Source organism: Hymenobacter terrenus, from assembly GCF_000972495.1.
GTDB lineage: Bacteria > Bacteroidota > Bacteroidia > Cytophagales > Hymenobacteraceae > Hymenobacter > Hymenobacter terrenus.
The window spans coordinates 1-15,905 of record NZ_LATM01000024.1 but is presented as its reverse complement, the minus strand read 5'-3'; the positions used below and the strand labels follow the sequence as shown (position 1 = coordinate 15,905).

Below are 15,905 nucleotides of genomic sequence, written 5' to 3'. Positions count from 1 at the left end.
CTCGCGGACTAAGAGTCCGCGTTACAGCGGGGCGGTACACAGACCTCGAAACCGCTCTAGGCTACATCTTACGCCACGGCATCCCGTGCCCCTGTCTTATGCTGTTGCATTAAATTCTTTTCTGATACCCAGCTTCTCCATTTTCGCTTCCAGGGTAGTCGGCTTAATATCGAGCAATTCCGCGGCACCGCCCCGGCCGCGGATGCGGCCGTAGGTTTGCTTGAGTACCATTAAGATGTAGCCCTTTTCCAATTCCTGGAGGGTTTGCTTCATCATTGCTGGGGAAGTTAACGTCAGAACACCCGAATCATTCGTTTCAGACTGGATAATCTCAGCTGCTGACTTCCTGGAAGGGCTAGTCAGGGGCCGACCCCACACCAAGGGGCCACGCCCGTCGTGGAGAATAACGGCTTGCTCGATGAGATTTTCTAATTCCCGGATGTTGCCCGGCCAGGCGTAGCTGTGCAGTTCCTGCAACGCCCCTTCACTAATACCACGGAAAGGGCGCCCCATGCGCTGACAGCATTTCTGTGCCAAGTGGTTAGCCAGCAGCACTAGGTCTTCGCCACGGTCGCGCAGAGGCGGCAACAGTACCGGAAACACGCTCAGGCGGTAGTACAGATCCAATCGAAAGCGGCCGGCGCGCACTTCCTGCTCTAGGTCACGGTTGGTGGCGGCCACCACCCGTACATCCACCGGAATGGGGCCTTTACCGCCCAGTCGTTCGATTTCCCGCTCTTGCAAGACTCGCAGCAACTTGCTTTGCAGCTCCAAAGGCAGCTCCCCAATTTCATCTAAAAAAATAGTGCCCCCGTGGGCTAGCTCAAACTTGCCTATCCGCCGGTCGATGGCCCCGGTGAAAGCGCCCTTTTCGTGACCGAACAGCTCACTCTCAATCAAATTACTGGGCAGCGCAGCGCAGTTGAGTTTAACCAGCACCCGGTCTCGGCGCGGCGAATGGTCGTGCACGGCACGGGCAACCAACTCTTTGCCAGTGCCGCTTTCGCCCAGCACCAACACGGTGGTATCCGTAGCGGCCACTTGCTGGATTTGACGAAAGACTTGCTGCAAGCCTGGGCTGGTCCCAATAATTTCTCCAACGTTGTACGCCGTTTTTACTTCCTCCGCCAGGTACTGCTTGTCTTGCTCCAACCGGGCTTTTAGCTGCTCAATTTGCTCGAAGGCGAATAGGTTTTCCAGCGCTAGCGAGAGCTGCGGAATCAATGTTTGCAGTAGCTCATAATCCTGATGGGTAAAAGCGAAAGCCCTCGTTTCACAAAGAATAACCGTCGCTTCTACGTCGGCACCCATGCGGAGCCCCAGAATCAGGCAGGAATTGATACCGCCCTGGTCTCGGGCATTTTTGAAGCACGAGGCCCGCTCGTATTGATACTCAAAGTCCTCCCCTACGTACAGGCCAGGGGGCAGGCGGACGTGCGGCCCGGCAACGGCCGTCTCCTCTTCTGTTCGAACGCGGCCCTGCCAGGTACCATCCAGCTGCTTCCGGAAGTTTACGCGGTAGTCCTCTTTCCCATTCAGGTAGATGCTGAGTGTAAAAGATTGTATTCTCACCAAGTGGTTTATTTCGGTGGCCAAGGCTTCGCAGAGCTTGATGCGGTCCTTGATTGACACCAGCGCGTTGTTGACGGTGAGCTGAAAGGCCTTTTCCGCTTCGTTTTGTTGCAGGTTTTCGAAGGCAAATAAGGCTTCCAGAGCCAAGGCCATTTGCGGCAGCAGACGTTGGCAGCTGGCTAGGTCTTTCTCCGAGAAAGCGTCGGGCTGAGAAGATGCCAACAGCAGGTGAACTAGCCTCGCGCCGGCGACTGGTACGGCCAGGCAAATACAGGACCGCACCGCCTGGACGTCACGTAGCAGGCCCACTATACGGTAGCGGCGGGCTATTTCCTCGAAGGTCGGCCCCGTGTAACAAGCGGTACACTGGTAAAAAGGCCGGGCTTCTAGTAGAATGTCGCGCATTTCCAGCGGCGAAGGACCTCCCGGGAGCTCGCCCAGCAGGTCCTGCCTCGTCACGGTCCCATCAGTCAGCCGCCGCCAACTGATCGTGCGTGAGGGCTGGCCCGGTACTGAGGCACTGTATAGCTCCCACGGCAGGAACTGCCCCAGGTTTACGGCCGTGCCGCACATTTTATCGCCCCAGTCTTTTCCTGCAGTAAGGCCCTGTTGGACGGCCAGCTGCAACGATTTTTCCCGCTCACGCTCCACCACCGCTTCGTTGGCCAAGATGTTAGACAGGGCCAAGGCCACTAGGTCGGCCACGGGTTCCAATAAGCTCATGGTATCCGCCGGGATGGGGACAGCGCTTCGGTAGTGAAACTGCCACGCACCCAGTACCATACCCGCCGCGCGCAGCGGCGCCACCACGACCCGCGCGATGTCTGGCCCGGCCGTCGCCCCAAGCAGCCAATCAGCGGGAAACGACTGGCGCAACTCGGCAGCACGGTACTGCGTGGGGTGGCGGGCCGCGAGGGCAGCCCCAAAAAAGCCGTTTATTGCCAACCGCTCGTGCAACGGCTGAGCGGCTCGATCGGCGTCGCTTCTCCGGTTTGCCTCCGGCAGAAACAGGCGTAGCTGCTGGCCGTCTGGCTCCACCACGTACAATAGGGGAGAGTCGTCGAAGCCAAACAGGGGCCGAAGCCGCTCGTTAATCAGGGTAAACAACTCCTGTTTGTCTCGCACCGTGGCAAGGGCAGTGCTTAGGTCGAGCAGCAAGCGGCGTTCCTGCGCCTGGCGGGAAACGTCTTCGTAGGCGTGGCGGTACACGGCCAGCTCCAACGCCGTCTGCACATTGGCCGGCTTGAACGGCTTCACGACGAAGCCGTAAGGGTGGGTGATTTTGGCGCGAGCCATGGTGGCCTCGTCCACATGAGAGCTGATGTATACGAACGGCAGTTGGTAGCGCAGTCGAATTTCGCGGGCTAACTCAATACCATCAGGTTCGCCCTGCAGACGGATATCAAGCAACACGAGTCCAACCCGGTTTTCTTGCAGGAACAATAAGGCTTCGGCGGCCGAATGCTCAATGCCCATCACAACGTAGCCGAACCCATGTAGCAACGTACGCAGATCATTGGCAATAGCAAACTCGTCTTCCACAATCAGCACGGATACGGGGGCCGGGGCGTTGCTGATGGTCGAAAGGGGCGCGAAAGCGAGGGGAATACTCATATTGTCATCGACAAAACAGGTGTAGCAAGCCGTGCGCCAATGGGCAAAGGCACGTATAAGCTAACGTGACAACCGCCTTCACTACGAAAAGTCACGCGCCCGCGCAATTGGCGCGCCAGGCCGTGTACCAGACTCAATCCCAAGGAGGTATGCGCGGCGGGCCGAAAGCCTTCGGGCAACCCGATGCCGTTGTCGCTTATTTCCAGTAATAGCTCGGCCTCGGTTGTCTGGCACAAAGCCACCCGAATATTCCCGGTCTGGCCCGTGGGGAAAGCGTATTTTATAGCGTTGGTCACCAGCTCATTCAGAATCAAGCCCATGGGCAAGGCCTGATCCATATCCAGCTTCAAGGGCTCTACGTCTACTTCAAACCCAATCCAGCCGCCGGGGCTCAGCGTCTCGTGTAGGTATTCCACGAGGGTTTGCACGTAATTGCTCGCATCCAGCCGGGAAAGATTGTGCGACTGGTAGAGGAACTGGTGGATAAGGGCAACCGTCTGCACGCGGCTTTGGCTTTCCTTCAGAGCCGACAATGCCCCAGGGTCCTGCAGCTGCGCCGCTTGCGAATTCAACAGGCTCAGAATGACTTGTAGATTATTCTTGACGCGGTGATGAATTTCCTTAAGTAACCACTCCTTTTCTTCCAACAGCTCGCTTTTCTGGCCCAGCAGCCGCTCCAGCAATTCATTTTTCAGGTTGATTTCAGCTTGCTTCGCTTCCAATAGGCGGTTGGCCTTTTGTTTAAGCCGGTACCGGCTGAACAGCACCCCTAGCACCAGCACCAACAAGCCGGCGGCACCAAAGCTGGTATTACGAGCCTGCTGCTGCTGCTTGATTTCGGCTTGCTGCAGCTGGCTTTTTTGCAGGAGCTGGCCAATCTGGTTTTGCTTACGCTCCAAATCAAACGCCCCTTGCAAATCGGCAACTTGCAGACTCTTCTCCCGATTTAGCAAGCTGTCCTTCAGCGCAGTATATTTTTCCAAGTGATTAAATGCCTGCTTATAGTCCTTGAGCGCAACGTAGTTTTGGTAGAGCGAGGAGTATACTTCCTGCACCAAGTCAGCTTTATGAATGGATTTAGCGAGGCGAAGAGCTGTCAACGTATGCTGGTTGGCCAAAACAGGGTTATTCTGTTTACGGTACACATTTCCCAGGTTCATGTTGGTCCCGGCAATCCAAAACTCATCTTTCAGGCGCTGGAATCCAGCTAATGCTTTTTGATAGTAGGCTAGAGAATTACCGAAGTCCTGCTTTTTTTCATAGACATACCCCAGGTAAAAGAACATCAGCGTTTCTGACCTACCATTATCAATTCCCCGGCTCAGCTGCAAGGCTTTCCTTCCGTAGAGCATGGCACGGTCGTACTGCTTCTGCGCGGCATAAGCATCAACGATGTTGCCGTAGTTGACGACGGCTTGGTCCTTGCGCCCTAGTCGAATATTGGATTGAGCGGCTTTCTCATAGTATCCGATGGCCTGCTGATATTGCTGCTGAACCGTGTAGCCCAAGCCGGTAATGTTGAAGTTATCGGCTAATCCCGCCGAGTCGCCGACGGCCTCCAGCAAACGAGCCGACTGTGTAAGCGCTTCAACTGCTTGGGAGTAGTTGCTGATGTTCAGATGCGCTTTGCCCTGTGCGGTCAGGACTCGCGCTACCGCCTTTTGGTCATCGATACGGCGATAAATTTTCATCGCCTCCACGTAGTTCCGTAAGGCTTGCCGATAACCACTTTTAAGGGTCTGTAAATCCCCTGCTATTTCCTCTGCTTGCCCCAGTTCAGCTACGAGGGAAGTTTTTTGCGCCAATTGCTTACCCTGCGTCATCAAAGCCCAGGCAGAATCGGGTTGCGAGTCCGCATATGCCTTCGCCAAAGCCAGCATATTTACAACCCGTGCACGAATTGGCGTCGACGACTTCAAGCGCAGACGCAAGCTATCAATTTTAGCTGAGCGAGGTTGCGCACTACTGTTGCCAGGTACTCCTATTACCAGCGCTGCCAGCATCAATGCGCTAATAATTCGCTGAGCTAATGAATTGAGAACAGGCATCTCGCCGGGGTATAAGGTAAAAACTACAATGTATACTATTTCTCCGTTTAATTAAGCAAGACACTTATAGGTCCGGTTATTTGGGCATTCCCTCCATTTTTTTGGAGATTCGGCCATTTTTTGGAGTCATAGTTCCAACTATTCTACGGCCCTAGTTATAGTAAAAATCTCTTTTTTACGCCATAAGCCCCGTTTTAAGGCTTTCTAAACCCTGCCTGAGCGGACGTGGCACAACGCTTGGCAAGAGGGTAAGAGAGCAGGCTAAACGACTAGCCTGTCCTTGTGCACTCCACTATGGCCTTACAAAAAATCGGAATTGTCGGTGCTGGCCTGATCGGCGGCAACCTGGCCCGCCTCTTCACTCAAGCCGGCCACCAAGTGTTGCTCAGTTTCTCGCGCGCCCCACAGAAGCTTCGTACCCTGACCCAGGAGCTGGGCTCCAACGCCCAGGCCGGCACACCTGCCGAGGCTGCGGCCTTTGGTGACATAATAGTGCTTTCGGTCCACTTCGCAGCGCTCGACGCGGCCTTGGCCCAGACCGGCAACCTTCAGGGCAAAATCCTAATTGACACCAATAATCCATTTGATATTACGCTGCCACCCGGCGTGAGCGGTGCCCAGGAAATTGCCCGCCGCTTGCCCGGTGCCCACATAGTCAAGGCATTCAATACCCAGGGCTATACCGTACTTCTGGAAAAAAGCTTTGCCACCCCACGCTTAGTCATGCCGCTGGCCGGCGATGATGCCGCTAAGGATGTAGTGGCGTCGCTGATTGTCGCCGCCGGGTTCGAGCCATTCGATCTGGGCAACCTAGCTGAAGCCCATTTGCAGGAACCCAACGGTCCTTTCTATAACAAGGCGCTCGACCGGGCACACGCCCAAACCCTGCTCGCCGCTTACTCCACTACGAGGCGGTAAGCAGGTTACCCGACGGCTTGAACAAGTAGTTCCGCGCAATAGCTTTTTTAACGGAGCCCCACTCAACTGACGGAGCCTGCTCGCCCGTCGGCGCTGCCCTCAATTTGCCTTTTACTGGTGCCCAAACGGCGACGGCACCTGCTTTCCACATCTTTTGATGAAGATGCCCGGCTTCAACCTGCCACAATAAAGCCTTGTTTTTCAACACACTGCTCCCGCTCCTGGCGTGGTCTAGCCACGCTTTTGCTCAACTCTGCCAGCGAAATAGTAGCCAGCCCTCTCGCCGCCTCTTTTGGTACTCTCGATTCTCTTTTTCATGTCCAGTCTCAAACACAAAAATGTCTTGGTGGTAGGCGGCTCCGAGGGCATTGGCTTGGCGGTGGCTCAAGCCGCCCAGGCCGCTGGCGCGCAGGTGTACGTAGCCAGCCGCTCAGAACACAAGCTGACAAAAGCCAGCGCCGTGCTGGGTTCATCAGCCCTCACCTTCCCGGTGGATTTTACCGACGAAAGCTCTGTTCAGCGGCTTTTTCAACATCTACCAGCCGTTGACCACTTAATAATAACGGCCATTGCCAAGACGGAAGCCCGCCGAGTGGCTGACTTATCGGTGGCGGAGGCCCAGATGTGGTTCGCGGCCAAGTTCTGGGGTGCCTACACCGTGGTGCGGCACGCCCTGCCCAAGTTGGCCACTGATGGTTCCATCACGTTGTTCTCCGGCAACTTCAGCGTGCGCCCCAGCCAGGGCTGGTCGGTGCTGGCCAGCGCCAACGGGGCCATTGAGTCGTTTGGCCGGTCGCTGGCCGTGGAGCTGGCCCCGGTGCGAGTGAATGTAATTCGGCCGGGACTAGTGCAGACGCCTGCCTACAGTGAGATGCCTGCGGAAGCCCGACGGGAAATGTTTCAACAGTACGAATCGGTCGTGCCAGCGCGCAAAGCCGGCCTGCCAGAGGAAATAGCTCAAGCGGTGGTCTTTGCCATAACCAATCCTTACATGACAGGCTCCGTGCTCACCCTGGATGGCGGCGCTCGCTTAGTGTAGCGCACCGCTGCATACTGTCCGCCTAGGCCTACACCTCTTTGTATTATAACTCTTCCACCGGACACCCGACAGCACGTTCTTAGACGGTTACCAATGCGACTAATAACCAAACGTTGGGATTTTCAGGGCTGGATTATTACGGCCAAACCGTGGACGCTGTTTGCGGCCTCATTGCTCCTAACACGTCAGGGAGCCGCGCAAAGCGTGGAACTGTTTCCTGGGCACCGCAACACGCAAGTAGACGTGCAATGGCTCAAGCCATTTCGCCCTGACAGCCGGTTTCTGCTTTTTAGCCGCAGTCGCTACACAGTCGACTATGAGAACCGAACGGGGTATTTCATCTCCGGCATCACGGCCTACGGATTCAAGAATGGATTGGGGCTGGCCAATGAAATCCTAGTGGATGCTGGTGGACTCACTCCCAAAGTGGGTGTGCAATATCTCAAGCCGCAGGCTAATTCACTCGTGTACGCGTGGCTGAACGTGGGGTACGCTGACCGGGAAGCTCGCTACGGGGGCTTTATCATCCTGCGCTATCTGCCCGCCCTATCAGAACGGTGGCGGCTGTATTCGCAACTCGAACTCGCCGCCGACTACACAGCTCAAGGTCACCAGTTTTCCGCAGTTCGACCCCGGTTGGGGCTTGGCCTTGGGGCTTGGCCTACAAACGGTCGAATTTGGGCTGGCTAGTGAGTTCATCAGCTTGGGAAATAGCTGGACCAACTCCTCAAACCTCGGGGCCTTCCTGCGCAAATCATTCTAAGACAGCCTGCATTTTTTAATCATCTCATTTTTAAACACTCAAAACCATGACATCGAACCCAACCCCCAAAGAGGAAAAGAAAGCTCAGAAAAAAGCTAAACAACAACAGGTGAAAGCAGATAAGAAGCGCAACCTGGAAGTAGTGCTACGCTATATGAACGAGGGCATTGGCAAGGTTGACCTGACCGCTTTCGATGCCTGCCTGCACCCGGACGTGCAGATTTTCACCGGCCTCAAACCACAGGGCCCTATCGAGGGCGTGGAGGAGTATAAGCAGGTTTTCGCCGGTTTCGCCGAGGCCTTCCCGGTGCGTCAGTTTACGATTGACGAGGTGTTTGCCACGAAGAACAAAGTGGTGGTGCGCTTCACGGCTGTCGCGGCCTTTAAGCGAGATTATTACGGTGTCGTGGCCACCAACGAGGTGATTGAGATGAAGGAAGTCCACGTTCTCACCCTACAAGAAGGCCGCGTGGTGAGCAACATCGTCAGCGGCACCAACTTCCCCTTTGAGTACCTGATGTATCCCGTGCTCAAGGAAGCTGTTATCGGCCACTTGCCCCTCGATACGGAGAAGTAAGCAATAGTAATTACCTATCCGAAGTAGGCCTGGAGTCTTCCCTGCGCTACCGACCCTGCGCAACACGGGGCCTGGGCTTTGGCTAAAAATCACCCGCAACGCCTTGACCAACCATGAACTATAGGAGTACGAAAAGGCTATGCGCCAGCCCTCTACTAATGGTCATGGGTGCGGTACTATTCGGCGGGCAGCGGGCATATGGCCAGGAACCCCTGGCTACCCTACCGGCCGACTCCGCAGTGTGGAGCCTACGCACCAGCCTCGATGGCGTGGCTTCATTTGGAAATATCGAGCGGCTCTTGTCCACCACGCGAGCCTCGTTGGGCTACGTACGCCCCATGTTCGGGGCCACGCTCAGTCCTACATTCGTGTATGGCACGGTAGAACGCACGATACCCCGCGAGCGTGACCTGTTCATCAATCTACATACCTACTACTGGCCGCGCAACACCTTCCTGGGCGTGGCCTTCGGGGTATTCGACAAAAGCCGGCAGCGCTTTATTGAGGCGCGCTGGGTAGCTGGAGCGGGAGTAGGCTGGAATGCCGTGCGTCGGCCTCACCAGTCCCTGGTAGCCGCCTTGGCTCCTCTCTTCGAGTCAACTCACTACCGCCCCGCCGCCGAGCCTACACGCCAAACGGTGCGGTTCGGCGCCTATGTAAAAGGCCGTCACCTGCTGCCGGGAAGGACTCTCTGGCTCGAACACGAAACTTTTTTGCTGCCGTCGCTGGAACGACACCTAGACTATCGCTGGCGTAGCACGCTGGTGCTGTCTTGCCCTATTACCCAAGGCTTTTCGCTGCGCTTGACGCTCGACGAGACCTACGAACGGCTGCCCGCAGCCGACACGCTCCCCAACGACTTGCGCACCCAAGTAGGTATTGCCTACGCCCGCTAAAACCGCTCCCTTTACTGTACTTCTTACCTCAAAATCATGTTTTCCACAACCCTCCGTCGCACGTGGCTGGCCACGTTATGCTGCTTACTGCTGGCGCCTACTGCTCATGCCCAAGGCTTGCCCCCCATTTACCAGCACACCCCAACCCGAGTGGTGCCCGCCAAAACGGTTGCCAGCCAACCAGCTGGGACCTTCCTCGAAAACGTGGTCCTCGATGGTCAGGGCACGGCCTACATTACCAACTACCCGGCGGGTCAGGTATTGCGCCTTCCCCACAATAGTACACTAAGTGTCTACGCGACACTGCCCGGCACGGTAGCCGGCGTGGTGCTACTGCCAGACGGGGGCCTCCTGGTAGACGGCGTGGCCAAGGCCGGGCTGCCCACCGTGTGGCGAGTGGCAGCCGGTGGCAAAACTGTAGAAGTCCTACTGACCTTGCCGAAAGCACAGTTTCCCAATGGCATGACCCAACTCGCCCCCAACCGTTACTTAATGGCTGATTCGTTTCTGGGAGCGATTTGGGAAATCAACCTGACGACGCGACAGGCCAGCATCTGGCTGCAACACCCGCTGCTAGCCCGCAAGGCCGAGACGGACAAAGTACCTGGGGTGAACGGCCTGAAGCTCAACGGCACTACGCTTTACGCCTCCAACACCGACCGCAAGCTGCTGCTGAAAATCCCCGTAGCCAATGGCCGGCCCGGCACACCGCGCGAGTTTGTGAAGGACACCAACATAGACGACTTTGCTTTTGATGGGGCGGGCAACCTCTACGGCGCTACTCACTTCTATAACAGTGTGGTGCGCGTGTCGGCTACCGGCCAAACTACCCTGGTGGCTACTGCTGCCCAGGGGGTCACGGGTAGTACTGCCGTTGCCTTTGGCCGCGCCGCGGGCGACCAGCAGGCCCTGTATGTGGTAACCAACGGCGGTATGTCGCTGCCCCCACCCACCGGCATTGAGCCAGCCAAGGTTGTGCGCCTCGATATCCGGGCGCGGGCTACAGCGCAACGCTGATAAGTACACTCCTGGCCCAACCTGACGGGATTCCCAAGCTCCTATTTCATGGCAAATGACCTGTTTTTAGTTACCAGCGGCAACATCGGCGACGAAGTAGCGGCCCTGCTTGCCCGTCAGGGCCAATCGGTGCGCCTACTGGTGCACGAGCGCAAAGCCATGCCGGCTCTCGATGCCCTTGGCGTGGAGCAAGCTGCCATCGACTTGAATCAGCCCGCGACGCTGGCACCGGGTTTTGCGGGCGGCAGCAGCTACTTTTCTGTCACGCCCTTCTCCGAGAATTTAGTGCAGCTCGGCGAAAACGCTGTGCACGCCGCTAAGGCGGCTGGTGTGCGCCACTTCGTGCGGTCCTCGGCGCGCTTCGCTGCGCCCGACGCGGCTTTTGCCTTAGGCCGCTGGCATGGGGCCGTAGAGCAGTTGGTGAAGAAATCAGGCATGAGCTATACCATCCTCCAACCAGCTTCCTTCATCCAGAATACCCTATACAATGCGGCTACTATTGCCCGCCAACATCTCTTCTACGGCTCTACTGGCACGGGGCCAGCTGCTCTTATCGATACCCGCGACATTGCTGCCGCCGCGGTAACTGTCCTCACCGGCGGTGCAGTCCACTACGGCCAGACTTACGACCTGACTGGTCCCAAGGCCCTGACAAACTATGAGGTGGCCGACATTTTCACCGACGTATTGGGGCACCAGGTAGAGTATGCCAACCTGAGTGAGGACGAGATACGGGAGTCCATGCTCCAAGCCCACAGCCCTGTTTGGATGGTCGATACCTTCCTGGAGCTGGACCGTATCACCCGCCAGGGCTACGCGGCCACGGCTACGCCCGACTTTACCAGGCTCACCGGCCAGCCCGGACGCACCTTACGAGCCTTTGTGCAGGAGAATCGCGCTGCTTTCCAAAGCGCTACAACAACGTAGCGCGATTTAATCGGCCCAATTGAGTCGCGGACCAAAAGTCTGCATCACTATGCCAAGACCGGGCCCAGCAGCTGAATCGACGCGGCAATCATCGTAAAATCTGTACATCCATAACCAACTTCATCCGTGAAAATACTAGTCATTTTCAACGTTAAAGCAGGCGTTCCAATGTCCGAGGTGTTTCCTGCCGCTACTGGCCGATGAGGAGCGGGTAGCCTGGCGCAAATACCTCAACGGTGAGCTGCGTGAATTTTACCTCACCAGTACGCCGGGGGTCGTGCCCGACATTTTCGAGGCCTCATCGGTAGCCGCTGGAACAAGAGATGCAGTCATTGCCCCTCATGCAGGCCGGCCTACTGGAAGCCCCCTACTACGACCTGCCCCCCTTCAAGAGTTGGGAGACGCTGTTTACCAAAACTAATAAAATGCCCACTGCCCTGGCTTCAGGTCAAAACAATCAGTGAAGGCTATTCATCTTTTTTTCCCTTGCTCTAAATGGATACTACAAAAGTTTGGCTGATTACCGGCACTTCTTCAGGGTTTGGCCGGGCCCTGGCTCAGGAAGTCATCCGACAGGGCTACCGGCTGGTAGCCACCGCTCGTAACCCCGAAGTTATTGCCGACCTGGCTGCGTTAGCGCCCGACCGGGTATTGGCCCTCGAACTTGACGTGACCAAGCCCGCTACCATTAAGCGGGCTGTAATGGCCGCAATAGCCCGATTTAGCCGTATCGACGTGTTGGTCAATGACGCGGGCTTCGGCCTGATGGGCCCGGTGGAAGAAGCTACTGACAAGCAATTCCGCTACCAGTTTGAAGTGAATGTATTCGGGTTGATGAACGTGACACGGGCGGTACTGCCGCATCTTCGCCAGCAACGGTGGGGGCTCATTGTCAATTTCTCCTCGATGGCGGGATTTGCCGCCTATAAAAGCCTGGGCGTGTATTCCGCCTCCAAGTTTGCCGTCGATGGCCTGTCCGAAGACTTAGCGCTGGAGCTAGAACCCTTCGGCATTGGGGTGATGATTGTAGAGCCCGGGCCTTTCAACACGAGTTGGATTGGCAAAAATGCCGTCAGTTCTCCCCGGACCATTGCCGGCTACGAAGCCGTTTGGCAAGACTTGGATGCCATGCGTAGGGTGTACGCTGACCGCAGCCTTGTCGGCGACCCGGCCAAAGCAGCCAAGGCTATTGTACTAGCGGTGGAAGCACCAAACCGTCCGCTACGCCTCCCGCTACACGAATTTGCGATTGCTTCCATCCGAGGTAAACTTCAAAAGGTGAAGGAAAACCTGGACGCGTGGGAAGCCGTGAGCCTGGACGTGCATTATGCAGACGGACGAGCCCTTGACAACGCCTCAGTCGTCAACCATCACTAAGCGTACAAAGTGGTCCTGCTCACCCAGTGGTAGGCTAAAGCACTATGTTCCAAAATTGAGGTGTTGGCCAGTCACCATAGTATTAGAAGAGAGAAACAGGCTTTGATCATCGCTTCACTGGTACGCTGATTGGCTCGACCAAGAGCCAATCAGCATCTCTCAAATCCGTGGAATGAGCTGCGCGCAGCCGTTCATCTATTCATTCACCCTGGCGTTCCCCTCTCCTTGAGCCCCTTCTGGGCGTGGGGTATTTAGCTCAACTAGGAGGGATGGGGTTCCAGCGCTCAAGTAGGATAGTTCAACTAAAAGCCTCTTAGATGGTTTGTAAAAGACTGTAGGATAAGTAAATTACATCAGAATCCATCCCTTCACAGTACTAAATCAATACTCTCTATGAAAGTACCTGTATTCCCTTTCGCCATTTTGGGTCGCTGGTGCGTCGCCTTGCTATTGTTGGGATGGCCACTGTGGGGGCAGGGCCAAACCTGCCAGGGCCAGCCCGGCTATCACCTAGTGACAGAGTATGGTGCCTTCACGCCCGATCTGTCGGACAAGGCCACCATCAATCGTAACAACGCCACCCTGAACCTGGCCATTCGTCAGGTGGGTCAGGCCGGTGGGGGCATCGTCGGGCTGCCGGCGGGTACGTTCTATATTGGCCCCGACCCAGACGGACCGGGCCGTCACGATTGATTACGACAACATCACACTGTGTGGGGCGGGCCAGTACCAGACCAAGCTGCGCACCAACGGGGAGTAGTCTTGGTCAATGGCGAGGTCCGCCGGGGGTACGGAATATACATTTCGGGTACGCAGACTATCGGGACGCCGCGCAAGAATATCGTCTTAAAGGACTTCGAACTCGATGGACAGGCGGGCTGGACAGGTAGTTACGGGTTTCCAGCTGATGTGAATACCGGAGATGGCTGGGACATCTCTCATAAAGGCATCTTCCTGTCCAATAACGACTACGTGAACAACGTTGAGTTACAAAACTTATACGTGCATCATTATCGGGGCGAGATTTTATATACGGGGGGGCCAAATGTCGGACGACTGCACGTCAATAATGTCAGGACGGAGAACACCAACGGGTCGGACTTCAACCTGTACGGTGCGGACCTACTGGTGGAAAACTGTGAGTTCGGCGGCCCTAGCCGCTTCTGGATGGAACTGTTGGCCCGTCCAAACCAGGGTAACTACGCAACGGACCAAGCGGTTATTAGAAACAACTACTACCATGATGCGCTCGGCGGTACTGGCATTGTGCTCACGCAGGGCGATTATCTGCCGTATGAGTTTACGTTCGAGAACAACCGGATTGAAAACGGTAGCTTCGGGGCCTGGGGCCTGTATGGCGGTGTGGCCGGGCCCGTCAACATCGCTCATAACACCATCACCAATTGTGCCGGGCCCGTGCTGGAATTCGGCGAAGCCCCGGGCTGGCTCAATAATGGTGGCTCCGCGAACGTAACCTTTGAGCATAATACCATCACTAAGTCCGCGTCGTTGGTTTCCTTTTTCGCGAAGCAGCGCAACATCGCGGTGCGCAATAACACGTTCACGGGCTATTCGGCCGCTAATCCGGGCTTGTCCACTTCCGTGTTTTACGGGGCCTCGGATTTGATCAACGGGGTGGTCGAAGGCAACCTGTTTACAAATTGTCGTACGCCGGAGCAGACAACCGGCATTGGCAATGAGCGCCCCCTGTTTCGGAATAATAGCTACGCCAACGCGGAATGGCGGGAGCTACAGGGCTATTATAACATCACCCCCGGCAACCTCAACGTCACGCCGCACTTCGAGTACATAGCCATTGCGGCGTCGGTGCCAAACCTAGTGCCCAGGTTCGAAACGGTGGGCTACGCAAATGACCAGCGGCTGGAAGTCTTCGCCGGCTCCGTGTCTAATCCGGTGCGGTTTGCGACGGGGCAAGCGTCTTACTACGTGGCCCAGGACCGGGTTTTGGACGGCACTCAATCCTTATTTCTGCACTTCGACGGCACACAAGGCAAGTGGGTGGAAGACCCGGCTACGACGGTGGCCAGCGTCAGCGTCACCCCTGCTAGGGCGACGGTTGCCGTGGGCAGTACCCAACAGCTATTCGCAGTGGTCAGCCCTTGGAATGTGCCTAACCTGAACGTGAGCTGGCAGTCCGGCAATCCGGCTGTGGCCACGGTCGATGCCAACGGGCTGGTAACAATAGTGGGGCCTGGCACGGCCGTGATTACCGTCACGACCCAGCAGGGTGGCCAAACCGCCACTAGCACGATTAGTACCCCCACGCCCGGCTCCACCACGTCTGGTACCAACCTGGCGCTCAACCCTAGCTTCGATGCCGACGGGGCGCCCGTACAGTCGCCCATACGCTGGAGCACCTGGGTGGGCAATGCCGGTACCGACACGGATGCGGATTACACCGAAACCTATGGCGGTGCCCACAGCGGCACCTACCATGGCACGCACTATAAAGCCAGCGATTATGAGGTGTTCACCTACCAGGTGGCCACCGGGCTGACGAATGGCCTCTATACCCTCCGCGCCTGGACCAAGAGTAGCGGAGGCCAAAGCGTAGCCGTGCTGCTGGCCAAGAACTACGGCGGCGCCCAGCTCATGACCACGCTGCCGCCGACCCCGGGTGGGAGCAGTGGAGCCTGGCAGCAGGTGGAAGTCCGCAACATCAACGTCACCAACGGCCAGTGCGAGCTCGGCTTTTATTCTCTGGCCGCCGGCGGACAGTGGATCCATTTTGATGACGTCGAACTCGTCAAGCAAGCAGCGGGGACGGCGCGGCTGGCGACGAGCACTTCGCCCCAGGCGGCAGGGCCCTTACCCACTTTCGAGAGCTGGCCCAACCCCGTGCAGGATAGGCTCACGGTGAGCTACCCTAGCCTCCGACCGCACCCGCTAGAGGTGCGCGTATTCAGCCAAACCGGCCAGTTGGTACTGCACCAGCAGCAGATGCTGGTGCCGGGGGGCAATGTGTTTTCCCTGCCCACGAGCACGCTCAGCCCAGGCCTGTACCTGCTTCAAACCCACGATGGGGAGCGGATGCAGCATCAGCGCATACAAGTGACTCGTCCTTAGCGCTACCTCCTTGCCGGAAAGAAGGTGCCCCCTTTCGTGCGGATGCTCTTCACCTGGTTGTCGGGGTGGC

At 56.8% G+C, this 15,905-nt stretch carries 13 protein-coding genes; 11 read left to right on the top strand and 2 right to left on the bottom strand.

Going from position 1 to position 15,905, the window contains the following annotated elements; translation table 11 throughout:
- Window positions 1-96 precede the first annotated feature (96 nt).
- Complete coding sequence (locus tag WX88_RS28085) at window positions 97-3,186, bottom strand: sigma 54-interacting transcriptional regulator (protein WP_052732923.1); 3,090 nt, start codon at window positions 3,184-3,186, stop codon at window positions 97-99.
- Window positions 3,183-4,877, bottom strand: coding sequence for a tetratricopeptide repeat-containing sensor histidine kinase (locus WX88_RS28080; RefSeq protein WP_197076879.1), 1,695 nt, complete (start codon window positions 4,875-4,877; stop codon window positions 3,183-3,185). Before WX88_RS28080 ends, WX88_RS28085 begins: the two co-directional genes overlap by 4 nt.
- Before the next feature lie 651 nt (window positions 4,878-5,528).
- Here WX88_RS28080 and WX88_RS20750 point away from each other — a divergent pair.
- From WX88_RS20750 to WX88_RS20705, 11 genes are all read left to right on the top strand, one after another.
- The gene (locus WX88_RS20750) at window positions 5,529-6,152 is read left to right on the top strand and encodes an NADPH-dependent F420 reductase (protein WP_046246343.1); all 624 of its coding nucleotides are present in this window, start codon (window positions 5,529-5,531) and stop codon (window positions 6,150-6,152) included.
- Between the two features lie 316 nt (window positions 6,153-6,468).
- Window positions 6,469-7,191, top strand: coding sequence for an SDR family oxidoreductase (locus WX88_RS20745; protein WP_046246342.1), 723 nt, complete (start codon window positions 6,469-6,471; stop codon window positions 7,189-7,191).
- Window positions 7,192-7,284: 93 nt separating this feature from the next.
- Window positions 7,285-7,881, top strand: coding sequence for a hypothetical protein (locus WX88_RS20740; RefSeq protein ID WP_046246341.1), 597 nt, complete (start codon window positions 7,285-7,287; stop codon window positions 7,879-7,881).
- Between the two features lie 119 nt (window positions 7,882-8,000).
- A complete protein-coding gene (locus WX88_RS20735) occupies window positions 8,001-8,531 on the top strand; it encodes an ester cyclase (RefSeq protein WP_052732921.1) in 531 nt (176 codons plus the stop codon).
- Between the two features lie 164 nt (window positions 8,532-8,695).
- Complete coding sequence (locus tag WX88_RS20730) at window positions 8,696-9,427, top strand: DUF481 domain-containing protein (protein WP_046246340.1); 732 nt, start codon at window positions 8,696-8,698, stop codon at window positions 9,425-9,427.
- Between the two features lie 36 nt (window positions 9,428-9,463).
- Window positions 9,464-10,444, top strand: a complete 981-nt coding sequence (locus tag WX88_RS20725) for an SMP-30/gluconolactonase/LRE family protein (RefSeq protein ID WP_197076878.1) — start codon at window positions 9,464-9,466, stop codon at window positions 10,442-10,444.
- 48 nt (window positions 10,445-10,492) lie between these two features.
- Window positions 10,493-11,371, top strand: a complete 879-nt coding sequence (locus tag WX88_RS20720; RefSeq protein WP_046246339.1) for an SDR family oxidoreductase — start codon at window positions 10,493-10,495, stop codon at window positions 11,369-11,371.
- A gap of 323 nt (window positions 11,372-11,694) precedes the next feature.
- Window positions 11,695-11,835, top strand: a complete 141-nt coding sequence (locus WX88_RS30340) for a hypothetical protein (RefSeq protein WP_156176317.1) — start codon at window positions 11,695-11,697, stop codon at window positions 11,833-11,835.
- A 31-nt stretch (window positions 11,836-11,866) separates the two neighbouring features.
- Entirely contained in the window at window positions 11,867-12,748 is an 882-nt protein-coding gene (locus tag WX88_RS20715) for an oxidoreductase (RefSeq protein ID WP_046246338.1), read from the top strand.
- 393 nt (window positions 12,749-13,141) lie between these two features.
- Complete coding sequence (locus WX88_RS20710; protein WP_046246337.1) at window positions 13,142-13,441, top strand: hypothetical protein; 300 nt, start codon at window positions 13,142-13,144, stop codon at window positions 13,439-13,441.
- 216 nt (window positions 13,442-13,657) lie between these two features.
- Window positions 13,658-15,835 (top strand): Ig-like domain-containing protein, encoded by a 2,178-nt coding sequence (locus WX88_RS20705; RefSeq protein ID WP_156176316.1) that lies wholly within the window; start codon window positions 13,658-13,660, stop codon window positions 15,833-15,835.
- The last annotated feature ends 70 nt before the right edge of the window (window positions 15,836-15,905 follow it).